The organism is Pseudomonas protegens, from assembly GCF_003363755.1.
Classification (GTDB): Bacteria; Pseudomonadota; Gammaproteobacteria; order Pseudomonadales; family Pseudomonadaceae; genus Aquipseudomonas; species Aquipseudomonas danubii.
In genome coordinates, this window is the sequence record NZ_CP031396.1 from 4,586,862 (window position 1) to 4,606,672 (window position 19,811).

The following is a 19,811-nucleotide window of genomic DNA, read 5'->3' on the forward strand; positions in this document are numbered from 1 at the left end:
TCATAAGTGCGCCGGGGCAGGTACCCGGCGCAGTCTTGTGCGTCGAGTATCGACTCGAGCCTTTTTGTCGGAGTGCAGCATGCCTGTTCAAGCCTTGTTCAAACCCTTTCAACTCGGCGCGCTGGAGCTGCCGAGCCGCGTAGTGATGGCGCCGATGACCCGTTCGTTTTCTCCGGGTGGCGTGCCCAACGCCAAGGTCATCGAGTATTACCGTCGCCGCGCTGCTGCGGGTGTCGGCCTGATCATCACCGAAGGCACCACGGTGGGGCACCAGGCCGCCAACGGTTACCCCAATGTGCCGCAGTTCCATGGCGAGGCGGCCCTGGCCGGGTGGAAGAAGGTGGTGGATGCGGTCCACGCCGAAGGTGGCAAGATCGTTCCGCAACTGTGGCATGTGGGTAATGTGCGGCGCCTGGGCACCGAGCCGGACGCCAGCGTGCCCGGCTATGGCCCGACCGAGAAGCTCAAGGACGGCAAGGTGCTGGTGCACGGCATGACCCACCAGGACATTCAGGAAGTGATCGCAGCCTTTGCCCAGGCCGCCAAGGATGCCCAGAGCATCGGCATGGACGGTGTGGAAATCCATGGTGCCCACGGTTACCTGGTGGATCAGTTCTTCTGGGAGGGCACCAACCAGCGCACCGACGAATACGGCGGCGATCTGGCGCAGCGCTCGCGTTTCGCCATCGAGTTGATCCAGGCGGTGCGGGCTGCCGTCGGCCCGGATTTCCCGATCATCCTGCGTTTCTCCCAGTGGAAGCAGCAGGATTACAGCGCGCGTCTGGTGCAGACCCCGGAAGCTCTGGGCGCCTTTCTCAAGCCGTTGGCAGATGCAGGTGTGGATATCTTCCACTGTTCGACGCGACGCTTCTGGGAGCCGGAGTTCGAAGGCTCGGACCTGAACCTGGCAGGCTGGACCCGCAAGCTCACCGGCAAACCCACCATCACCGTGGGCAGCGTCGGCCTGGACGGCGAGTTCCTGCAGTTCATGGTCAACACCGACAAGGTGGCGCAGCCGGCCAGCCTGGAAAACCTGCTGCAGCGCTTGAACAACGACGAGTTCGATCTAGTGGCCGTGGGTCGGGCGCTGCTGGTGGACCCGGATTGGGCGCAGAAAGTCCGTGAAGGCCGTGAGCAGGACATCCTGCCGTTCAGCCGTGAAGCACTGACGACCCTGGTTTAACTTCTGGCCCCGGGCGGTGAGGGGGGCAGCCTCCTTGCCGCACCAAGTGTCTCTGTGGCGCTGCGTGGTTCCAGCGCCGCTTCGATCATCCCTTCGTAATCCACGACCGGTGCTGGCTGGCAGACACTGCGCAACTGATCCTCAAACTGTGCGATCACGGCCGGCCAGCCCTGGCGGCTGGCGTGTTGCCGGGCGTTGAGACGTACCCGGCGCAGGGTTTCCGCCTCCTCCAGCAGCCAGCCGGCGGCCTCACAGAACGCGCCTTCATCCCCGGGCATGGCCAGCACGCCGTTGTAGCCATGGCGGATATGCTGGGCTGCCGCGGCCTGATCGTAGGCCACCACCGCCAGCCCGGAAGCCAGGGCTTCCAGCACCACATTGCCGAAGGTTTCCGTGAGGCTGGGAAACAGGAACACATCCCCCGAAGCGTAATGGGCCGCCAGGGCTTCACCCCGCTGACTGCCACAGAACAGGGCTTCGGGCAGGCTTTTCTCCAGGGCGGCGCGTTGTGGGCCGTCACCCACCACGATCAGTTTCATCTTCCGCTGTGGATAAGTGGCCTTGAGCTGCTCGAAGCAGCGCTTGAGCAGGCTCAGGTTCTTCTCCGGGGCCAGGCGCCCGACATGGATCACCGCCAGATCATCGTTGCCCAGGCCCCAGCGGGTGCGCAGCTCATTGAGGCGTTTGGCCGGATGGAACAGTTGGCTGTCGACGCCACGGGACAGCAGGGCCAGGCGTTCGAAGTGCCGACGCTCCAACTCCAGGCGCTGACTGGCGCTGGGCACCAGGGTCAGCTTCGAACGGTTGTGGAACCAGCGCAGGTAATGGGTCAGCAAGCGCGTCAGCAAACCCAGGCCGTACTGGCTGGAATACTGCTGGAAGTTGGTATGGAAGCCACTGACCACCGAAATTCCCAGACGTTTCGCCGCCCGCAGCGCGGACAGCCCCAGCGGGCCTTCGGTGGCGATGTAGAGCACGTCCGGGCGTTGGCGTTTCCAGCGTCGCAGCAGTTTGTGCATCGACGACTGGCCCCATTGCAGCCCCGGGTATCCCGGCAGCGGCCAGCCGCGGCACAGCATCAGGGCCTCGTCGCTGGGGCGGCTCTGATCACAACCCTGGCGCGGACGCACCAGTTCCACCTGATGCCCACGGGCACGCAGACCATCACACAGGCGGCCAAGGGTATTGGCCACGCCATTGATTTCCGGTGGGAAGGTTTCAGTGATGAGGGTGATGTGCAGAGCTGTCGTCATGACCTCAGTGTCGACTGAGGCCATGTCGTCATTGTGACGTCTGGATGATGGATTTATGGCACGCCAGCCTTATTTGGCCGGCAGGTTCTCCATCCCGCGCTCACGCACCCAGAACAGCGTCGCCCCGGCCACGGCGGCCGGCATCATCAGGATGTTGACGAAGGGGATCATCAGCGCCAGGTAGACGATGCCGCCAAAACCCAGGCTCTGCCAGCGCTTCTGCCGCAGCCAGACGATCATCTCCTGCCAGCTCATCTTGTTGTTATCCGCCGGGTAGTCGATGTACTGGATGGCCATCATCCAGACGCCGAACAGCAGCCACAGCGGCGCGGCAATCAGGTTGACCACCGGGATCAGCGACAGGATGAACAGGCCGATGGCCCGGGGCAGGAAGTAGCCGAGTTTGCGCATTTCCCGGGATAGGGTGCGGGGGATCATGGCGATCAGTTCGCCCCAGCTGAAGGGAGGGAAATCGTCAGTGCCACGCACCACGATTTCGACTTTTTCCGATAGAAAGCCGTTGAAGGGAGCGGCAATGATATTGGCCAGCATGGTGAAGGTGAAAAACACCATCAACACCACCAGCACCATGAACAGCGGCCAGAGGATGTAGCTCAGAAAGCTCAGCCATTGCGGCAGGGTCGGCATCAGGGTGTCGATCCACAGGCTGAACTGGTGGCCGGCGAAATAGATCAATCCGACGAACAACACCAGGTTGATCACCAGGGGCAGTAGTACGAACAGGCGCAGGCCGGGACTGAGGACCAGTTTCAGGCCTTCACGCAGGTATTGCGGGCCGGACAGTACGGGGGCGGGCATAGAACGCTCCGAGCAGATGGAAAACGCGCCGACCTTACCGGCTTTACCCGGGGGGCGAAAGCACCGTGAACAGGTCGACATCAACGGTAACAAAGACCCTTTCAAATGGGCCTGCTGAGGATAGAGACCGCCTATGAGCTGGATTGTTAAACCGTATTTCCTTAATCTTCGCCCCCTCTATACGCTTCACCCATTATTTTTTGGACGGTCGAGTTCAAGCCTTCCCCAAGGTTTCACCGTCCTTTTTTATTCCAGCCGGCAATCCGGCGTTCCGCGCCAGGGCACCCGGGCCGGTCGATAGGAGTGAGTCATGTCTGAAGTACGCCATTCGCGTGTGATTATTCTCGGTTCCGGCCCTGCCGGTTACAGCGCCGCCGTCTATGCCGCCCGTGCCAACCTGAAGCCGCTGCTGATCACCGGCATGCAGGCCGGTGGCCAACTGACCACCACCACTGAAGTCGACAACTGGCCTGGCGACGTGCACGGCCTGACCGGCCCGGCGCTGATGGAGCGGATGCGCGAGCACGCCGAGCGTTTCGAAACCGAAATCGTCTTCGACCATATCAATGCCGTGGACTTCGCTGCCAAGCCTTACACCCTGACCGGCGACAGCGCGACCTACACTTGCGACGCCCTGATCATCGCCACCGGCGCCAGCGCCCGTTACCTGGGCCTGCCTTCGGAAGAAGCGTTCATGGGCAAGGGTGTATCGGCCTGCGCTACCTGTGACGGTTTCTTCTATCGCAACAAGCCGGTGGCGGTGGTCGGTGGTGGCAACACCGCTGTCGAAGAAGCCCTGTACCTGGCCAACATCGCCAGCACCGTGACTTTGATCCACCGTCGCGAAACCTTCCGCGCCGAGAAAATCCTGATCGACAAGCTCAACGCCCGCGTGGCCGAAGGCAAGATCATCCTCAAGCTCAATGCCAACCTGGACGAAGTCCTGGGCGACAACATGGGCGTGACCGGTGCGCGCCTGAAGAACAACGACGGCAGCTTTGACGAGTTGAAAGTCGACGGCGTGTTCATCGCCATCGGCCACACCCCGAACACCTCGCTGTTCGAAGGCCAGTTGACCCTCAAGGACGGTTACCTGGTGGTGCAGGGCGGTCGTGACGGCAATGCCACGGCCACCAGCGTCGAGGGTATCTTTGCCGCTGGCGACGTGGCTGACCACGTTTACCGTCAGGCCATCACCTCGGCCGGCGCCGGCTGCATGGCGGCATTGGACACCGAGCGTTACCTGGACGGTCTGCAGAACGCAGCACACTGATTTCCAGGCGATAAAAAAACCGGCGCAAGCCGGTTTTTTTATGGGTGATGGTTTTGTCGGAGCCAGATCAGCGGCGAGTCAGCGGCTGGGCGGCGAACTTGACCCCGGCCAGGCCGTGGGCGATCAGGGCGCGGATATTGCCGTGGTCAGTGCCTTCGGGGGTGGCCAGTACCGAGCGGTAGTGCTCGCCGAAGGCGAGCAGGGCTTCTGTGTCGCTCAGGCCTTCCAACAGGGCCAGGCCCAGGGTCTTGCACGAGCCTTCGTTCTGCCCGGCGGCGTTTTCCACGCCACCGTTGTTGAAGGCCTGGGGCTGGTAGTCGTAACCGGCGGCGACAAAGGCCAGGGTGTCGGCAAAAGCGTGTTCACCGCTGTTCAGGCTGGCGCGCAGGGTGTTCAGATCAGTCATGGGACTTTCCTTTGGCGAACGCCGCTTGCTGCTCGGCGCTGGCTTCTTTCTGGTAGAGATTTTTCCATTCGGCGTAGGGCATGCCGTACACCACTTCACGGGCGTCATCGAGGCTGACCTCGATCTGGCGTTCGTCGGCCTCGGCCTTGTACCACTTGGACAGGCAGTTGCGGCAGAACCCGGCCAAGTTCATCAGGTCGATGTTCTGCACGTCCTTGCGGTTGTCCAGGTGGGCCACCAGGCGGCGAAAGGCCGCGGCTTCCAGTTCCAAGCGTTGTTGAGGGGACATAAGACTCACTGCACGTAGAGGGATGGGAATAGCCGCCAGCGGCCAATCAAAGCCGAATCGCTTTGACTGGCCGCTTGGCGCTAGCGACTTGCCGCTAACGTGATCGATACCGATTCGGCAAAGCGCAGGGCGTGGGGTTTGTCGACTTCGACTTCGGCGTACTGCACCGAGAGGTTGCCCATCACCAGGTCCAGCAGTTCCTGGGTCAGGCGCTCCAGCAAGGCGAAGCGATTGCCTTCGACGTGGGCAATGATTGCCTTGGTGATGGTGCGGTAGTTCAGCGCGTGATCGATGTCGTTGTCGCGCACCGCATCCTGGGCGGGGTACAGGATGGTCAGGTTGATCAGCACATCCTGCTTGTTGAGGATCTCTTCCTCGTTGATTCCGATATAGGTCCGCAGGAGCAGGTCCTTGACTCGGATACGAGCCATTCCTGGCTGAAGTTGTGGCATTGCTACTTGCTCCGTCCAATCAATTGCAGGAATTCCTGGCGAGTGGTGCTCGAATCGCGAAAGGCGCCGAGCATCACCGAGGTGTGCATGGTGGAATTCTGTTTCTCGACGCCGCGCATCATCATGCACATGTGCTTGGCTTCGATCACCACCGCGACGCCCGCGGCCTGGGTCACGCTTTGCACCGCGTCGGCGATTTCCCGGGTGAGATTTTCCTGGATCTGCAGGCGTCTGGCGAACATATCGACGATCCGGGCGATCTTCGACAGCCCCAGCACCTTGCCGGTAGGAATATAAGCCACATGGGCCTTGCCGATGAAGGGCAGCAGGTGATGTTCGCACAGGGAGTACAGCTCGATGTCGGCGACTATCACCATTTCGTCGCTGTCGGAGGCGAACAGTGCGCCATTGACGATCTCGTCCACCGACTGGCTGTAGCCATGACACAGGTACTGCATGGCCTTGGCCGCGCGCTTGGGGGTGTCGAGCAAACCTTCGCGCTCGGGGTCTTCACCGAGGCCCTTGAGGATCTCGCGGTAGTGTTGGGGCAGGGAAAGGCTCATGCAAGGTCCTCGTGGGGGCCGGCTTATTTGACGTGCCGCCCGCCGTTGACGGTCAAGGTGGTGCCGGTGACATAGGGGTTGTCCAGCAGGTAGCGCAGGCTCTGGTAGATCACTTCGCTGCCGGGTTCGATGCCCAGGGCGGATTTGGCCAGGGTCTTGGCGCGGTACGCCGCGTCGTCGTCGGGGTTGAACAATAGCAGGGCCGGAGCGATGCCGTTGACCTTGATTGCCGGGGCGTATTTTGCCGCGAAGGACAGGGTCAGGCTGTCCAGCCCGGCTTTGCTGGCGCAGTAGGCGATGTGCTTGCTGCTGCCCTTGCGGGTCACGTCGTCGCTGATGTGGATGATGTCCGCCGGGCTCGAACACTGCAGCAACTCTGCGCAGTGCAGGTTGATCAGGTAGGGCGCGAGCATGTGCACGCTGAACATCCGGGTAAAGGCGGCGCTTTCCTCGCCTGGGCTTTCTTCCAGCCACTCTGAGGCGTTGTGGACGATGGCCCGCAAGCGGTCGGTGTGGTGTTTCACCGCGCTGATCAGGGCCAGGATTCCGGCTTCGCTGGAGAAGTCGGCATGCAGCAGGATCGCGCCCTTTTCCCGCAAGGTCTGCAGGCCCGGGCGGTCGCTGCGGTAAGTGACGATCACCGGCTGCCCGTCTTCCAGCAGGCGCAGGGCGCAATGCAGGCCGACACGCTGGCTGGCACCAGTGATCAGGATCGGAGCGGAGGAGGTGTTCATGAAGGGCTCGCGTCGCGGGTAGGGGAAAACTATACCAGCGGTGGGACGGGTTGTGCCTGTTGCTCGGGGGCTGCGCTGGCAAGCCAGATCAGCAGCCGACTCCTGCGCAGTGTGCAGGAGCCGGCTTGCCGGCGAATCACGGATTCTGCGTCGAGGCGCTGGTCGGTAGCGGGCGCGCCGGTGTGCTGTTGAGCCAGTTAGCCAGCAGGCGGGTGGACATAGGAATGAAGAAGTAGACCATCAACGGGGTCAACGCCAGGGTGCTGACAAACACTCGGGGCAGCAGGCTCAGGTCGCTGAGCAGGGGACCTAAGACGAAGTTGAACAGCAGCGACACCGGGAAGAACGCCAGCCAGATGGCCACGGCCTGTTTCCAGCGCGGGGGTCGTTGTCCGGCTGCGCCGAACCAGCCATCGATACCGCTGACGCGATGTTCCGATGGGTGGGCAAACAAGTCGCTGCCCCGGGCCAGCCAGGCGGTGCGCGAGGCGGAGTGTTCCCAGGTGTGCAGGGTCTGTTCGTCGGCGAAGCGGAAGATGATCTGGAATTCGTCGTCGTCAGGTGGTGGGGCCAGAACGCCGGAACCCAGGTAGCCGGGAAAGTCGGTGGCCAGTTGTTCGCCTTCGCGCAGCCAGGCGATCAGGTCCTGGTAACGGCCGTCGGCAACGCGCCGGGCAACCATCAGGGTGACGGGTGAGGTAGACATTATGTATCTCCGTAAACCAATGCGCGGCCTGGGTAAGGCAGTCGCTGACGTGGCACCGGGGTAGTGGGCCGCGCCTGAATCAAGCAAGGATTATTCCTGATTGGCGCGAGGCTACCAATGACACCGGTCGGTTTTTCTCGCGCTTGAAGCATTTGCACCTGGGGAGAGTAGAATGGCCGCCACTTTGTTTACTGGTGTTTTCTCCCCAGATGCCCGTCATGACTGAACCTGTCCTTGTTGCTCCGGCTCCTGACCCTGCCCGTCAGGATGAGCTGTTTCCGATCCGTGAAGTGGCGCGCCTGACTGGAATCAACCCGGTGACCCTGCGAGCCTGGGAACGACGCTACGGTCTGATCCAGCCGACGCGCACCGAAAGCGGGCATCGCCTGTATTCCATGCACGATGTTGAGGCGGTGCGGGAGATTCTGGGTTGGATCGAGCGCGGTGTGGCGGTCAGCAAGGTCGGCAAGATTCTGGCCAAGAGCCGGGCAGACCAGGCTCAGGCCAAGGTGGCGGTGGACGATGGCCTGCAAGGTGAATATGGCCAGTGGCGCGATCAGTTGAAGCTGGCGGTGAGCGCTTTCGATGAAGAGCAACTGGAGCGTCTCTACGGCCAGGTCTTCTCCAGCTACGCCTTGCCGGTGGTATTCCAGGACATTTTCCTGCCGTTCTGGAAGCAACTGCTGCAGGACCGGGAGACTTTCGGTCAGACCAGCGAGTGGTTGTTTCTGGATGGTTTTTTGCGGGCGCGGATCACGCAAAGGCTGGTGTTGCAGCGTGCCACTCAGCACCGGCAACTGCTGCTGACGGCGCTCAGCCCGCAGTGCCGCGAACTGGAGCTGCTGGTGGCGGCGCTGATGCTCGGGCATGACCAGATCGGTGTCCGCCTGCTGGGGCCGGGAGCACCGCTGGATGAACTGACCCTGGTCTGCGAAAAACTCAAGCCTGTGGCCCTGGTGGTGTTTTCCAATCACGCGCCGACGGCGGAGTTGCCCAAGCGCCTCAAGCGTCTGGCGCTGACTCTGGACTGTCCATTGATGCTTGCCGGAGATGCGGCGGACCTGGCCCAGGAAAGCTTCAGCGGTTCGCCGGTGGCGTGCCTGGGAAATGAGGGGCGCCTGATGCAGAAGCGCCTGCGGCAGTTCCTCAGCGGTCGCCTGGATACCTGAAACGGCTCTCGGTCAGCTTCAGGCGTGCAGGGCCGGATGGGTATGGCGGTGCTGCTGGAGGATGAACTGGCGCAGGCGTTCGGTTTCTTCCGCGTCACTCTGATCCAGGCGATAGGCATAGAAACCGGCTTCGGTCTGGCGCTCGAAGCGCCCGTGCAGCGCAATCCGTTCATATCCCGAAGGGCTGAACCACTGGGCGAACTGCTTGGGGGGCCGGGTCCGGTTGCGGATCTCCAGCAATACGCCCTTGAACGACACCTCCCGCACCCACAGGCGTCCAGGCTGGCCCCTGGAGTTTTCCAGGGCCACCGGCTCTTCCAGCGTCAGGCGCCAGGGCCGGATCATGGGGCCGTCCTCGAAGATGCTCGGCACCCCCAGGCGCAGATGCAGGGCATGGAATTCGTCTTCCACCAGATGCAGGGGGAAGGTCATCTGCTGGTTGTCGAAATGGGCCTGGATGGTGACCTTTTCATTGGCAGCCAGACGGGTCAGCAGGTCACGGATCTGCGAGCCGCCATTGACCAGCAGGCTCGATGTGGCATCGCGCACATTGAGCTGCGGGTTGTGCTGCATGGTTTGGATGAAGTCCAGTTCATCCTGGGTGAGGAGAGCGTCACGCTGCATGATGTTGCTCGAAGGGTGAAGGACAAATCGGTGGGGAATATCCCTACAGACCACTAAATCTGCGACTTATTAGAGCCGTCGGTCGCCTTGAGGGCGGCGAGCTCGGCTTGCACTGCGGCCAGTTGCTGCTCCAGCTGGAGCAAGCGTTGCTGCGCCTTGATCTGCACACTGACGTCTTTCTGCACGCCAATGAAATAGGTCAGTTGATCGCTGTCGTTGAATACCGGGGTGATCGACAGTTCGTTCCAGAAGTGGCTGCCGTCCTTGCGATAGTTGCGCAGCACCTCGCGGCATGGCTGACCCTGGCTCAGGGCCTGGCGAATCCGTTCCAGCCCCGGCTGGTCACGGTCTCCGGACTGCAGGAAACGACAATCCTGATACAGCACTTCGTCGGCGCTGTAGCCGGTCAGTCGCTCGAAAGCCGGATTCACGTAAATCACGATGTTGTCTTCGCCTTCCTGTTCCGCGACCACAATCCCGTCGTTGGAGGCGTTGATCATCTTTTGCAGCAGATGAGCGTTGATCATCCCGAAGTTCCGCTATCAATCAGCAAGTGTTGAATTGAATTCTAAGTCACGCTGGCACGCTGTCCACAGGCGCTTTTGAGCGGTGCGGGCAGCAGAGGCGGGATTTTACTCCGTAGCTGGTAATATCCCAGTCTTTTAGTCAGCTTCAGGAACAGATTGATGAAAGTCGCCATCCTTTCCGGCTCGGTGTACGGCACGGCTGAAGAAGTCGCCCGGCACGCCGCCAAGCTCCTCAACGCCGCAGGTTTCGAGGCCTGGCACAACTCGCGGGCCACTTTGACCGAGCTTCAGGCCTTCGCACCGCAGGCGTTGCTGGCCGTGACCTCGACCACCGGCATGGGCGAACTGCCAGACAACCTGCTGCCGCTGTATTCGAGCATTCGCGATCAGTTGCCCGCCGCCTGGCGTGGGCTGCCCGGAGCGGTGATCGGCCTGGGGGATTCCAGCTACGGCGATACCTTCTGTGGCGGTGGCGAGCAGATGCGTGAGCTGTTTGCCGAGCTGGGAGTGGAAGAAGTGCTGCCGATGTTGCGCCTGGACGCCAGCGAGAGCGTGACCCCGGAAACCGATGCCGAGCCCTGGCTGGCTGAGTTGATCAGCGCCCTGCGGGGCTGACCGGCTGTTCCCGTAGCAGCGCCAGCCAGGCTTGCGCTGCCTTGGACAGATACGCGCCCTGGCGCCAGATGAAGGCAATGTCCCAGCGCAGATAGTCCGGGGCCTTCAGCGTCAGGCGCACCACCCCCGGCCGCACCAGGCCGCGGGCCACCACACTGGGCAGCAACACCACACCTTGACCGGCGGCCACCAGCGCCGCAAGAAAGTCTGCCTGGCCGCTACGTCCTCCCTCCTTTGGCGTGAAGCCTACCTGCTGGCAGGCCTGGAGCAGTCGGTCGTTGAGCACAAAGCTGCGCTGATAGAGGAGGAAGGGCGTATCGGCCAGTTCTTCCAGGCGCACCTGGGCGTTCAGCGCCAGGGGATGATCGGCGGGCAGCAAGGCATCCAGGGGCTCATCGCAGAAGGGTTGATAGGCAAACGCCTGGTCCTTGGGGGTCAGGCTGCCGCCCAGTTCCAGCTCGCCGCTGCGCACGGCCTGCTCGACATTCAGGCTGCCGCCTTCGAGCAGTTGCACCTGGATATTCGGGTAGCGCCGGCGGTATTCGGCGAAACGGCTGGCGAACAGTGCATCGCTGCCCAGCAGCGGCAGACCCAGGCGCAGTTCACCCCGTGCCAGTTGGCTCAGGTCATCCAGTTCGCTGAGCAGTTCATGGCGCAGGCGCAGCATGTCCTCGGCCCGCTGCAGCACCACGCCGCCGGCGGCGGTGAGATGAATGTGCGAGCCCTGGCGCTCCAGCAGGGGCGTGCCCAGGCTTTGCTCCAGCTGCGCGATCTGCTTGCTGACCGCCGACTGGCTGATGTGCAGGGTCCTGGCCGCCTGGGTGAAACCGCCCTGGCGGATGACTTCGACAAAACTGCGCAGTTGTTTGAAATCCATGGTGGTAATTCCAGATTGGAATGGTTTCAAGTCTAACAATTCGCTTCGGTGATGCAGGGACTTTTCATAAAATGGGCCCCTGAGAGGACTCAACCACCATGAACATTTCCACCTGTAAACGCCTGGGCCGCCTGATTGGCGAATTGGCAGTGCTGCTGGCCATCTATTTTCTCGGTTGCCAACTGGCTACCTGGCTGCCCTGGCCGATTCCCGGTGGGGTCATTGGCCTTGCGCTGTTGCTGCTGGCCTTCGCCCTGGGCTGGGTCAAGCCGGCGGCCTTGCAACTGGGGGCCGGCCTGCTGATGGCGGAGATGCTGCTGTTCTTCATTCCGGCGCTGATGAGCTTGCTGGACTACGGCGGCCTGCTGCGTCAGGACGGCTGGCGGATTCTGCTGGTGATCGGTATCAGCACCCTGCTGGTGATGCTGGTGACCGCACTCACGGTGGAGATGGTCTGCCGCTGGAGGATGCGCCATGAAGCTTGAACTGATGCCGATGTTCTGGCTGGCCCTGACCCTGGGGGCGTATCTGTTCAGCCGCTGGATCTACCGGCGCACCGGGCGCTACCTGCTGTCGCCGTTGATCCTGGTGCCGGCCCTGCTGCTGGCAATTGCGGTGCCGCTGCACACCGCCTATGCCGAATACGCCGCCAATACCCACTGGCTGATGCTGGTGCTGGGGCCGGTGACGGTGGCCTTTGCGATTCCCATCTGGCAGCAGCGCCAGTTGCTGATGCGCCACTGGTCGGCCCTGTTGCTGGGCATGCTGGCGGGCAGCGCCGCGTCCATCGGCAGTTCCTTCGGCTTGGCGAAGATGCTGGCCCTGGACAGCTCGGTGACCCTGTCCCTGGTGCCACGTTCCATTACCACGCCGTTCGCCATGCCCCTGGCCCATGACCTGGGCGGCGTGCCTGAGTTGACGGCGGTGTTCGTGATGTTCACCGGGGTGTTCGGTGCCATGCTCGGCGGTGTGCTGCTGCGCTGGCTGCCCTTGCGCAGTGCCCTGGCCCGGGGCGCGCTGTTTGGTGTCGGCGCCCACGGAGCCGGAGTCAGCCGGGCCCATGAAGTCGGGGGTGAAGAGGGCTCGGTGGCCGGCCTGGTGATGGTGTTGACCGGGTTGCTTAACCTTTTCGCGGCCCCTTTGCTGGCGTCGGTGCTTTGACGCAAAGCCGCGGACCAGAGCCTTCTCTCCGGCTGACCCGCACGGTCATCAAGCTGGCTGTCAATGCAACTCCGCAGTCGATGCAAGCTGTCTAGACTCTGGGGGTTCCCTCATCCAATAAGAACCATCACCGAGGTCCTTGCCGTGAGCCTAGCCCCCGTTCAATCGACACCGAGTGTAAAAAAACAAGTCAGCGCCGTTGAGTGGCAAACCCGTCTGGACCTCGCCGCCTGCTACCGTCTGGTGGCCATGCACGGCTGGGACGACCTGATCTTCACCCATATCTCCGCCAAGGTGCCGGGCACCGAAGACTTCCTGATCAACCCCTTCGGCATGATGTTCCACGAGATCACCGCCTCCAGCCTGGTGAAGGTCGACCAGGCCGGTAACAAGCTGATGGACAGCCCCTTCGAGATCAACCCGGCGGGCTACACCATTCACAGTGCCGTGCACGCGGTGCGTCACGATGTGCTCTGTGTGCTGCATACCCACACGGCCGCCGGGGTCGCGGTGTCGGCGCAGAAGCAGGGCGTGCTGCCCATCAGCCAGCAGTCGCTGTTCGTGCTGTCGAGCCTGGGCCGTCACCCTTATGAGGGCGTGGCCCTGAACCCCGAGGAGAAAGAGCGGCTGCAGGCCGACCTGGGGGACAACAACTTCCTGCTGCTGCACAACCATGGCTTGCTGACCTGCGGCGCCAGCATCGCCGATACCTTCCTGATGATGTTCACCTTCCAGCGTGCCTGCGAGATCCAGGTGCTGGCGCAGAATGGCGGCGCCGAGCTGATTACCATTCCCGCGTCGATCCTGGCGGGGGCCAAGGCGATGATCGCCGGTGTCACCCGCAGTGCCCAGGGGATGGGGGGCGCACTGGCCTGGCCGGCCCTGTTGCGCAAACTCGATCAACTCGACCCGGGTTACAAAGTCTGATGCCTATCACCGAGATTCCTCTGTGTGTCTGGCGCAAGCGCGGCAAGGACTTTGTGTTTCGCGGCCAGCGCATTCGTTACTGGGTGGCGGGGCAAGGAGAGCCGCTGCTGTTGATCCATGGCTTTCCCACTGCCAGCTGGGACTGGCATTACCTGTGGCAACCCCTGGCGCGGCGCTATCAGGTGATCGCCTGCGACATGCTCGGCTTCGGCGACTCGGACAAGCCGCTGGACCATGAGTACAGCCTGCTGGAGCAGGCAGACTTGCAGCAGGCGTTGCTGGCCCATTTGCAGATCCAAGAGCCGCTGCACCTGCTGGCCCATGACTACGGCGACAGCGTCGCCCAGGAACTGCTGTCCCGGCATTATGAAGCGCGGATCGAGATCGCCAGCTGCGTGTTCCTCAATGGCGGTCTGTTTCCGGAAACCCATCGCCCGGTGCTGACCCAGAAGCTGTTGCTAAGCCCCGTGGGCTGGATGCTCGGGCGGGTGTTCAGTCGCCAGGGGCTGGCGAACAGCTTCCGGCAGATCTTCGGCCCCCAGACCGGTCCCAGCGAGTCGGTCCTGGATGACTTCTGGAGCCTGGTGCACAGCAACAACGGGCCGCGCATCCTGCACAAGTTGATCGCTTATATCCCCGAGCGACGGGCCCAGCGCGAGCGTTGGGTCGGCGCCATGCAACGTGGCGAGGTGCCGCTGCGGGTGATCGATGGCGCCCAGGACCCGATTTCCGGGGCGCACATGGTGGAGCGCTATCGCCAGCTGATCCCCGAGCCGGACACCGTGCTGCTGCCGGGCATCGGCCATTACCCGCAGATCGAGGCGCCGTTGCCGGTGCTCAAGCATTACCTGGGGTTTCGCGACACATTGCTCGCGCCGCCACGCCAGGCAATGGGTTCCTGAGCGCCTTGGGTCACTGTGTGGCCCAAGGCAGGGGCGTGCTCTTGTGCGGGCGGGGCGATTATCCCGCTGTCTTATTGGGCACCATTCAGGCCCGGACGTTTTTATTGTGACCGCCGGCTGGCTGTCCGACACTCGAAGAATTGTCCATTGGCCCTGCTGGAGTTCGGTATGAGTGAATCTGTGCGCTTGCAAGACAAAGTAGTGATCATCACCGGAGCCGGCGGCGGCCTGGGCCGGGCCCATGCCTTGCTGTTCGCCAGGCACGGGGCCAAGGTGCTGGTCAACGACCTGGGGGGCTCGGCCCAGGGCGAGGGCGCCAGTGCCTCGGCGGCCGATCGGGTGGTGGCGCAGATCCGCGAGGCTGGAGGCATCGCCGAGGCCAACCACGACTCGGTCACCGAGGGAGAAAAGATCGTGCAGAACGCCCTGGATGTGTTCGGCCGGGTCGATGTGGTGGTCAACAACGCTGGCATCCTGCGGGACAAGACCTTCCACAAGATGGACGACGCCGATTGGGACCTGGTGTACCGGGTGCATGTCGAAGGGGCCTACAAAGTCACTCGTGCCGCCTGGCCGCATCTGCGGGACCAGGCTTACGGGCGGGTGATCTTCACCGCGTCTACATCAGGCATCTACGGCAACTTCGGCCAGTCCAACTACGGCATGGCCAAGCTCGGCCTGTACGGCCTGACCCGGACCCTGGCCATCGAAGGGCGCAAGAACAACATCCTGGTCAACGCCATTGCCCCGACCGGTGGCACGCGGATGACCGAGGGCCTGATCCCGCCACAGGTGTTCGAGCAGCTCAAGCCGGAACTGGTGAGCCCGCTGGTGGTGTACCTGGGCAGCGAGCAGTGCGAGGAAACCTCCGGCCTGTTCGAAGTGGGCGGCGGCTGGATCGGCAAGGTGCGCTGGGAGCGCAGCCTGGGCGCCGGTTTTGATCCGCGCCAGGGCTTCTCGCCCGACGATGTGGCAGCGCACTGGCAGCAGATCTGCGATTTCGAGGGGGCGGCCCATCCCAGGGACAACATCGAGGCACTCAAGGAGATGATGCAGAATCTGCAAAAGTACGCCCTCTGACGCTGCGCGGACCAGCCTTGTCCGGCGCTGATCGGCGGGCATTCTTCCCTGGCTTGAAAACAGCCATTCCATGACCCGCCGGAGCCTGGGCCCCGGCGGTTTTACTCCTGTGGCGTTCGTCTCTATGCTCGACGGTTGGCGAACGCACAAGGAGCGCTTGAGATGTATGAATCAAAGGATCAGCCGGTACTGTCGCGATTGCTGTTTATCCGGCGTCTATGTGTTCATGGCTTGGTGGTCCTGGCCCTGATCAGCTTTTCGGTGCTGCTGGGCATCAGCGGCCTGCTGTACTTCGAGCAGGACATTTCCTTTCACGACGCCTTGTATGACGCGGCCATGATCCTCGGCGGCATCGGGCCCATCAACATGCCGCAAACCCCTGGCGGCAAACTGTTTTTTGCCACCTACGGGCTTTATACCAACCTGGTGTTCGCCGCCACGCTGGGCTTGATCCTGTCACCGGTGGCGCATCGTCTGTTGCACAAGTTTCATTACGACGATGGTGATGACGACACCTTGTAAGGCCAACTGGGCCGTTGTCTTGCGCGCATAAAAAAGGCCGCTGCAAGAGCAGCGGCCAAGGTAAGACGTTAGATCAAGGAGCTACAAAATCAACGTCGGTGAACCTGGGGTAGTGGCCTGAACTGAATCTTTTCAAGCCAACTGGAAGTCGGTTTCGGGCAACGGGCGGCGGGCTCTTTGCGCGGCAGTGGCGTGGCGTTGTTTGCCGTGACTGCGAGGTAAGAATAAGCCCTGGCATGACCTGGAAAAATAGCCATTCAGGACAAGGACTGTTACAGCTTGAGCAACAGTCCAGAGTGCGCAGCACCTGTATCGATGCACTTGATGGTCGCGTATCCAGCCCGTGGATACATCTCTGAACGGCCCCTGTGGCAAGGGCGCTAATCCTTTCGAGCGACAACTCGAATACCTCCTTGGTGCGCTTATCGGCCGCGGTACCCCGGCAGTAGGGTGAGGCCTCCTGTCACTCACCGGGGAAGACGCATGACAAGAACAACAATGCGCGCCATCTTCAAACCGCAGGCGCTGGCTGTTGCGGTAGCGCTGGGCTGCAGCGCTCAGGCGCAGGCGGTTTCGTTCAATATTGGGGAAATTGAAGGGCAGTTCGACTCATCGTTGTCCGTCGGCGCCAGTTGGGGCATGCGTGATGCCGACCGGGCGTTCGTCGGTACGGTCAACGGCGGCACCGCGCAGTCTTCCACCGGTGACGATGGCCGCTTGAACTTCAAGAAGGGCGAGACTTTCTCGAAGATCTTCAAGGGCCTGCACGACCTTGAGCTCAAGTACGGCGACACCGGCGTCTTCGTGCGCGGCAAGTACTGGTACGACTTCGAACTCAAGGACGAGGATCGCCAGTTCAAACCCATCAGCGACCACAACCGCAAGGAAGGCGCCAAGTCCTCGGGCGCACAGATTCTCGACGCCTTCGTCTACCACAACTACTCGATTGCCAACCTGCCGGGTACCGTGCGCGCCGGCAAGCAGGTGGTCAGTTGGGGCGAGAGCACCTTCATCGGCAACTCCATCAACAGCATCAACCCGGTGGACGTCTCGGCTTTTCGCCGCCCCGGGGCCGAGATCAAGGAAGGCCTGGTGCCGGTGAACATGCTGTTCGCCTCCCAGGGCCTGACCAACCAGTTGACCGTGGAAGGTTTCTATCAGCTGGAGTGGGACCAGACCGTGGTGGACAACTGCGGCACCTTCTTCGGCAACGATGTGGTGGCCGATGGCTGCACCACCGGCTACACCGTCGGCAGCCCGGCGATCGCGCCCCTGCAACCGGTTGCCGCGGCGTTCGGCCAGGGCTTTCAGGTGTCCCGTGAAGGGGTGATCCTGCCCCGCGGCGGTGACCGCGATGCCCGGGATTCCGGGCAGTGGGGCGCCGCTCTGCGCTGGCTTGGCGATGACACCGAGTACGGCCTGTATTTCATGAACTACCATGCGCGCAGCCCGGTGGTGAGCACCACCACGGCCAACATCAGTCCGGCCACCCTGGGGGCTATTGGTGCCGCAGGAGCTGCGGCCGCGCCCACGGTTCCCGGCGCGGGAGCCAGCCTGGTGCAAAGCGTGATGCTCGGCCGTGGCCAGTACTACCTGGAATACCCCGAAGACATCCGCCTGTATGGCGCCAGCTTCTCCACTACGCTGCCCACCGGCACCGCCTGGACCGGCGAGATCAGCTACCGCCCCAACGCCCCGGTGCAGGTCAACACCAACGACCTGACCCTGGCCCTGCTCAACCCCATCGCCGGGGGCGCGGCGTCGCCGATCAAGACCGCCCTGGGCGCCGACAACACCGGCTACCGGCGCAAGGAAATCACCCAGATCCAGAGCTCCATGACCCAGTTCTTCGATCAGGTGCTGGGGGCTGATCGCCTGACCCTGGTGGGCGAGGCGGCGATCGTCCGGGTCGGTGGCCTGGAGGACAAAAGCAAGCTGCGCTACGGCCGTGACTCGGTCTACGGCCAGTACGGCTATGGCGGCGACACCGATGGGTTCGTCACCGCCACTTCCTGGGGTTATCGGGCCCGGGCCATCCTCGACTACAGCAACGTGATCGGCGGGGTCAACTTCAAGCCCAACCTGTCCTGGTCCCATGACGTCAACGGCTACGGCCCCAACGGCTTGTTCAACCAGGGCGCCAAGGCCCTCAGCGTGGGTGTCGACGCCGACTACCGCAACACCTACACCGCCAGCCTCAGCTACACCGACTTTTTTGGCGGGCGCTACAACACCCTCACCGACCGGGACTTCCTCGCGTTGAGCTTTGGCGTGAACTTCTGAACCGGCACAAGAAGGAGCACTTGAATGCGCAAGATGATTCTGCAATGCAGCGCCCTGGCACTGGGCCTGTGGGCGGCCAACCTGATGGCTGCAGTGAGTCCGGAAGAAGCCGCCAAGCTGGGCACCAGCCTGACTCCCGTGGGGGCGCAGAAGGCCGGCAACGCCGATGGCTCGATTCCGGCCTGGACCGGCGGCATCCCGAAGAACGCCGGGGCGGTGGACAGCAAGGGCTTTCTCGCCGATCCCTTCGCCAATGAGAAACCGTTGTTCATCATTACCGCGGCCACGGCCGACAAGTACAAGGACAAGCTGTCCGCAGGGCAGCTGGCGATGTTCAAGCGTTACCCGGACAGTTACCGGATTCCGGTCTACCCGACCCATCGCAGCGTCGGCCTGCCACCGGAGATCTACGAGTCGGCCAAGCGCAGCGCGCTGAACGTGACCACCACCAACGACGGCAACGGACTGGCCAACTTCACCGGCAACCGCTACTACGCCTTCCCGATTCCGAAGAGCGGCATCGAGGTGCTGTGGAACCACCTGACCCGCTATCACGGTGGCAATCAGAAACGCATCATCACCCAGGCCACCCCGCAGACCAACGGCAGCTACACCTCGATCCGTTTTGAAGAGGAAGTGGCGGCGCCGCAACTGATCCCCGACCTGGACCCGGCCAAGGGCGCCAACGTGCAGAACTTCTTCAAGCAGTCGGTGACCGCCCCGGCGCGGCTGGCGGGCAACGTGCTGCTGGTCCATGAAACCCTGGATCAGGTCAAGGAGCCCCGCTCGGCCTGGATCTACAACGCCGGGCAGCGCCGTGTACGCCGCGCCCCGCAGGTGGCCTACGACGGTCCGGGCACCGCCGCCGACGGCCTGCGCACCTCGGACAACTTCGACATGTTTTCCGGCGCCCCCGACCGTTACGACTGGAAGCTGGTGGGCAAGAAGGAGATGTACATCCCCTACAACAGCTACAAGCTGGACTCGCCGAGCCTCAAGTACGACGACATCATCAAGGCCGGGCACATCAACCAGGACCTGACCCGCTACGAACTGCACCGGGTCTGGGAAGTGGTGGGCACGGTCAAGCCCAACCAGCGGCATATCTATGCCACCCGCCACATGTACATCGATGAGGACAGCTGGCAGGTGGCGCTGGTGGATCACTACGACGGTCGTGGCCAGTTGTGGCGAGTGGCCGAGGGACACGCGCAGTACTACTACGACCATCAGGTCCCGGCCTACACCCTGGAAGCCCTGTATGACCTCAACGCCGGTCGCTACCTGGCCCTGGGCATGAAGAACGAGGAAAAGCACAGCCTGGAATTCGGCTTTGCCGCCAAAGCGGCCGACTACACCCCGGCCGCCTTGCGCGCCAGCGGGGTGCGCTAGGCACCGGTGACGCACGAGGTGCAAAGGCGACCGCCCGGTCGCCTTTTTTATGGC

23 protein-coding genes are annotated in these 19,811 nt (G+C 62.6%); 12 read left to right on the forward strand and 11 right to left on the reverse strand.

Features of this window, described 5'->3' with window-relative positions; all coding sequences use genetic code 11:
- Positions 1 to 79 precede the first annotated feature (79 nt).
- Positions 80 to 1,183 carry an NADH:flavin oxidoreductase gene (locus DWF74_RS20710; protein ID WP_102861171.1) on the forward strand — a complete coding sequence of 368 codons (1,104 nt, stop codon included), beginning with the start codon at positions 80 to 82 and terminating at the stop codon, positions 1,181 to 1,183.
- On the opposite strand, the gene DWF74_RS20715 is transcribed toward DWF74_RS20710, so the two are convergent.
- Together DWF74_RS20715 and cysZ are read right to left on the reverse strand one after the other, a co-directional pair.
- Positions 1,180 to 2,460, reverse strand: a complete 1,281-nt coding sequence (locus tag DWF74_RS20715; RefSeq protein ID WP_115581617.1) for a glycosyltransferase family 4 protein — start codon at positions 2,458 to 2,460, stop codon at positions 1,180 to 1,182. The two genes, DWF74_RS20710 and DWF74_RS20715, sit on opposite strands and share 4 nt — an antisense overlap.
- Positions 2,461 to 2,505: 45 nt before the next feature.
- Positions 2,506 to 3,255, reverse strand: a complete 750-nt coding sequence (gene cysZ / locus DWF74_RS20720) for a sulfate transporter CysZ (RefSeq protein ID WP_102878389.1) — start codon at positions 3,253 to 3,255, stop codon at positions 2,506 to 2,508.
- 310 nt (positions 3,256 to 3,565) lie between these two features.
- Between cysZ and trxB the strand changes: the two genes are divergently transcribed.
- A complete protein-coding gene (trxB, locus tag DWF74_RS20730; RefSeq protein WP_060837566.1) occupies positions 3,566 to 4,528 on the forward strand; it encodes a thioredoxin-disulfide reductase in 963 nt (320 codons plus the stop codon).
- A 67-nt stretch (positions 4,529 to 4,595) separates the two neighbouring features.
- Here the strand turns inward: trxB and DWF74_RS20735 are convergent, their stop codons facing one another.
- The 6 genes from DWF74_RS20735 to DWF74_RS20760 form a co-directional block, all read right to left on the reverse strand.
- Positions 4,596 to 4,934, reverse strand: a complete 339-nt coding sequence (locus tag DWF74_RS20735) for a HopJ type III effector protein (protein ID WP_102861174.1) — start codon at positions 4,932 to 4,934, stop codon at positions 4,596 to 4,598.
- Positions 4,927 to 5,223 (reverse strand): DUF1244 domain-containing protein, encoded by a 297-nt coding sequence (locus DWF74_RS20740; RefSeq protein WP_102861175.1) that lies wholly within the window; start codon positions 5,221 to 5,223, stop codon positions 4,927 to 4,929. The genes DWF74_RS20735 and DWF74_RS20740 overlap by 8 nt, the downstream gene beginning before the upstream one ends.
- Positions 5,224 to 5,303: 80 nt before the next feature.
- Positions 5,304 to 5,675 (reverse strand): dihydroneopterin triphosphate 2'-epimerase, encoded by a 372-nt coding sequence (folX, locus tag DWF74_RS20745; RefSeq protein ID WP_102861176.1) that lies wholly within the window; start codon positions 5,673 to 5,675, stop codon positions 5,304 to 5,306.
- Between the two features lie 2 nt (positions 5,676 to 5,677).
- Positions 5,678 to 6,238 carry a GTP cyclohydrolase I FolE gene (gene folE / locus DWF74_RS20750; RefSeq protein WP_102861177.1) on the reverse strand — a complete coding sequence of 187 codons (561 nt, stop codon included), beginning with the start codon at positions 6,236 to 6,238 and terminating at the stop codon, positions 5,678 to 5,680.
- A gap of 23 nt (positions 6,239 to 6,261) precedes the next feature.
- A complete protein-coding gene (gene folM / locus DWF74_RS20755; RefSeq protein ID WP_102861178.1) occupies positions 6,262 to 6,972 on the reverse strand; it encodes a dihydromonapterin reductase in 711 nt (236 codons plus the stop codon).
- 136 nt (positions 6,973 to 7,108) lie between these two features.
- On the reverse strand, positions 7,109 to 7,678 hold the full coding sequence (locus tag DWF74_RS20760) for an antibiotic biosynthesis monooxygenase (RefSeq protein WP_102861179.1): 570 nt from the start codon (positions 7,676 to 7,678) through the stop codon (positions 7,109 to 7,111).
- A 209-nt stretch (positions 7,679 to 7,887) separates the two neighbouring features.
- On the opposite strand from DWF74_RS20760, the gene DWF74_RS20765 reads away from it, so the two are divergent.
- On the forward strand, positions 7,888 to 8,847 hold the full coding sequence (locus DWF74_RS20765) for a MerR family transcriptional regulator (RefSeq protein WP_115581618.1): 960 nt from the start codon (positions 7,888 to 7,890) through the stop codon (positions 8,845 to 8,847).
- Between the two features lie 18 nt (positions 8,848 to 8,865).
- Here the strand turns inward: DWF74_RS20765 and DWF74_RS20770 are convergent, their stop codons facing one another.
- Positions 8,866 to 9,471, reverse strand: coding sequence for a hypothetical protein (locus tag DWF74_RS20770; RefSeq protein WP_102861181.1), 606 nt, complete (start codon positions 9,469 to 9,471; stop codon positions 8,866 to 8,868).
- Positions 9,472 to 9,524: 53 nt separating this feature from the next.
- Entirely contained in the window at positions 9,525 to 9,998 is a 474-nt protein-coding gene (locus DWF74_RS20775; protein WP_102861182.1) for a PAS domain-containing protein, read from the reverse strand.
- 159 nt (positions 9,999 to 10,157) lie between these two features.
- Between DWF74_RS20775 and DWF74_RS20780 the strand changes: the two genes are divergently transcribed.
- Positions 10,158 to 10,613 (forward strand): flavodoxin, encoded by a 456-nt coding sequence (locus DWF74_RS20780; protein ID WP_102861183.1) that lies wholly within the window; start codon positions 10,158 to 10,160, stop codon positions 10,611 to 10,613.
- Here DWF74_RS20780 and DWF74_RS20785 read toward each other — a convergent pair.
- Complete coding sequence (locus tag DWF74_RS20785; RefSeq protein ID WP_115581619.1) at positions 10,594 to 11,490, reverse strand: LysR family transcriptional regulator; 897 nt, start codon at positions 11,488 to 11,490, stop codon at positions 10,594 to 10,596. The genes DWF74_RS20780 and DWF74_RS20785 overlap by 20 nt on opposite strands.
- Positions 11,491 to 11,588: 98 nt before the next feature.
- Between DWF74_RS20785 and DWF74_RS20790 the strand changes: the two genes are divergently transcribed.
- From DWF74_RS20790 to DWF74_RS20825, 8 genes are all read left to right on the forward strand, one after another.
- A complete protein-coding gene (locus DWF74_RS20790; RefSeq protein ID WP_102861185.1) occupies positions 11,589 to 11,975 on the forward strand; it encodes a CidA/LrgA family protein in 387 nt (128 codons plus the stop codon).
- Complete coding sequence (locus DWF74_RS20795) at positions 11,965 to 12,651, forward strand: LrgB family protein (RefSeq protein ID WP_060837578.1); 687 nt, start codon at positions 11,965 to 11,967, stop codon at positions 12,649 to 12,651. Before DWF74_RS20790 ends, DWF74_RS20795 begins: the two co-directional genes overlap by 11 nt.
- A gap of 144 nt (positions 12,652 to 12,795) precedes the next feature.
- A complete protein-coding gene (locus DWF74_RS20800) occupies positions 12,796 to 13,578 on the forward strand; it encodes a class II aldolase/adducin family protein (protein ID WP_115581620.1) in 783 nt (260 codons plus the stop codon).
- Positions 13,578 to 14,480, forward strand: a complete 903-nt coding sequence (locus tag DWF74_RS20805) for an alpha/beta fold hydrolase (RefSeq protein WP_115581621.1) — start codon at positions 13,578 to 13,580, stop codon at positions 14,478 to 14,480. Before DWF74_RS20800 ends, DWF74_RS20805 begins: the two co-directional genes overlap by 1 nt.
- Positions 14,481 to 14,648: 168 nt before the next feature.
- Positions 14,649 to 15,560 (forward strand): SDR family oxidoreductase, encoded by a 912-nt coding sequence (locus tag DWF74_RS20810; RefSeq protein WP_102861710.1) that lies wholly within the window; start codon positions 14,649 to 14,651, stop codon positions 15,558 to 15,560.
- Positions 15,561 to 15,722: 162 nt separating this feature from the next.
- Entirely contained in the window at positions 15,723 to 16,082 is a 360-nt protein-coding gene (locus tag DWF74_RS20815; RefSeq protein WP_102861188.1) for a hypothetical protein, read from the forward strand.
- Positions 16,083 to 16,565: 483 nt separating this feature from the next.
- A complete protein-coding gene (locus tag DWF74_RS20820) occupies positions 16,566 to 18,365 on the forward strand; it encodes a DUF1302 domain-containing protein (RefSeq protein WP_115581622.1) in 1,800 nt (599 codons plus the stop codon).
- 24 nt (positions 18,366 to 18,389) lie between these two features.
- Entirely contained in the window at positions 18,390 to 19,757 is a 1,368-nt protein-coding gene (locus DWF74_RS20825) for a DUF1329 domain-containing protein (RefSeq protein ID WP_102861190.1), read from the forward strand.
- Positions 19,758 to 19,811: the final 54 nt, after the last annotated feature.

Excerpts from the sequence above, each read along its gene's own strand:
- DWF74_RS20710 (WP_102861171.1), top strand. The coding sequence starts at position 80 with ATGCCTGTTCAAGCCTTGTTCAAACCCTTTCAACTCGGCGCGCTGGAG.
- DWF74_RS20715 (WP_115581617.1), bottom strand. The coding sequence starts at position 2,460 with ATGGCCTCAGTCGACACTGAGGTCATGACGACAGCTCTGCACATCACC.
- cysZ (WP_102878389.1), bottom strand. The coding sequence starts at position 3,255 with ATGCCCGCCCCCGTACTGTCCGGCCCGCAATACCTGCGTGAAGGCCTG.
- trxB (WP_060837566.1), top strand. The coding sequence starts at position 3,566 with ATGTCTGAAGTACGCCATTCGCGTGTGATTATTCTCGGTTCCGGCCCT.
- DWF74_RS20735 (WP_102861174.1), bottom strand. The coding sequence starts at position 4,934 with ATGACTGATCTGAACACCCTGCGCGCCAGCCTGAACAGCGGTGAACAC.
- DWF74_RS20740 (WP_102861175.1), bottom strand. The coding sequence starts at position 5,223 with ATGTCCCCTCAACAACGCTTGGAACTGGAAGCCGCGGCCTTTCGCCGC.
- folX (WP_102861176.1), bottom strand. The coding sequence starts at position 5,675 with ATGCCACAACTTCAGCCAGGAATGGCTCGTATCCGAGTCAAGGACCTG.
- folE (WP_102861177.1), bottom strand. The coding sequence starts at position 6,238 with ATGAGCCTTTCCCTGCCCCAACACTACCGCGAGATCCTCAAGGGCCTC.
- folM (WP_102861178.1), bottom strand. The coding sequence starts at position 6,972 with ATGAACACCTCCTCCGCTCCGATCCTGATCACTGGTGCCAGCCAGCGT.
- DWF74_RS20760 (WP_102861179.1), bottom strand. The coding sequence starts at position 7,678 with ATGTCTACCTCACCCGTCACCCTGATGGTTGCCCGGCGCGTTGCCGAC.
- DWF74_RS20765 (WP_115581618.1), top strand. The coding sequence starts at position 7,888 with ATGCCCGTCATGACTGAACCTGTCCTTGTTGCTCCGGCTCCTGACCCT.
- DWF74_RS20770 (WP_102861181.1), bottom strand. The coding sequence starts at position 9,471 with ATGCAGCGTGACGCTCTCCTCACCCAGGATGAACTGGACTTCATCCAA.
- DWF74_RS20775 (WP_102861182.1), bottom strand. The coding sequence starts at position 9,998 with ATGATCAACGCTCATCTGCTGCAAAAGATGATCAACGCCTCCAACGAC.
- DWF74_RS20780 (WP_102861183.1), top strand. The coding sequence starts at position 10,158 with ATGAAAGTCGCCATCCTTTCCGGCTCGGTGTACGGCACGGCTGAAGAA.
- DWF74_RS20785 (WP_115581619.1), bottom strand. The coding sequence starts at position 11,490 with ATGGATTTCAAACAACTGCGCAGTTTTGTCGAAGTCATCCGCCAGGGC.
- DWF74_RS20790 (WP_102861185.1), top strand. The coding sequence starts at position 11,589 with ATGAACATTTCCACCTGTAAACGCCTGGGCCGCCTGATTGGCGAATTG.
- DWF74_RS20795 (WP_060837578.1), top strand. The coding sequence starts at position 11,965 with ATGAAGCTTGAACTGATGCCGATGTTCTGGCTGGCCCTGACCCTGGGG.
- DWF74_RS20805 (WP_115581621.1), top strand. The coding sequence starts at position 13,578 with ATGCCTATCACCGAGATTCCTCTGTGTGTCTGGCGCAAGCGCGGCAAG.
- DWF74_RS20810 (WP_102861710.1), top strand. The coding sequence starts at position 14,649 with ATGAGTGAATCTGTGCGCTTGCAAGACAAAGTAGTGATCATCACCGGA.
- DWF74_RS20815 (WP_102861188.1), top strand. The coding sequence starts at position 15,723 with ATGTATGAATCAAAGGATCAGCCGGTACTGTCGCGATTGCTGTTTATC.
- DWF74_RS20820 (WP_115581622.1), top strand. The coding sequence starts at position 16,566 with ATGACAAGAACAACAATGCGCGCCATCTTCAAACCGCAGGCGCTGGCT.
- DWF74_RS20825 (WP_102861190.1), top strand. The coding sequence starts at position 18,390 with ATGCGCAAGATGATTCTGCAATGCAGCGCCCTGGCACTGGGCCTGTGG.